Genomic DNA, 275 nt, shown 5'->3' with positions numbered 1-275 from the left:
CTCGCTATCCTGACGGATGTAGACGCTAAGCTTGCCCACGCCGTAGGCGATGATCCCCACAATAATCGCTGTTATCCCTATTGTTAGCTTCATTTGGATTTCCCTGGAAACTCATCTGTGAATACGGCAAGGGGCAATGCAGGGGGAGTCGCACCCGGTATCGCCGCCGGGATTTGATTGTCCAACAAAATTCCGCCACAGGCATGCGCACCGATGCGCGGTTGACCTTGTCCTCTTGATGCGCTGCTTGCATCGCCGATGCGTCGGCTCGCGCC

1 protein-coding gene is annotated in these 275 nt (G+C 56.4%); it reads right to left on the bottom strand.

Annotation, left to right across the window (positions count from 1 at the left end; translation table 11 throughout):
• Positions 1–89: 89 nt before the first annotated feature.
• The coding region (locus tag SB749_RS19370) for a hypothetical protein (RefSeq protein WP_410711738.1) at positions 90–275 on the bottom strand (186 nt) is incomplete at its 5' end.

Source organism: Brevibacterium sp. SIMBA_078, assembly GCF_046534565.1.
Classification (GTDB): domain Bacteria; phylum Actinomycetota; class Actinomycetes; order Actinomycetales; family Brevibacteriaceae; genus Brevibacterium.
The sequence above is the reverse complement of the archived record's forward strand: the minus strand, read 5'-3'. Positions and strand labels throughout refer to the sequence as shown.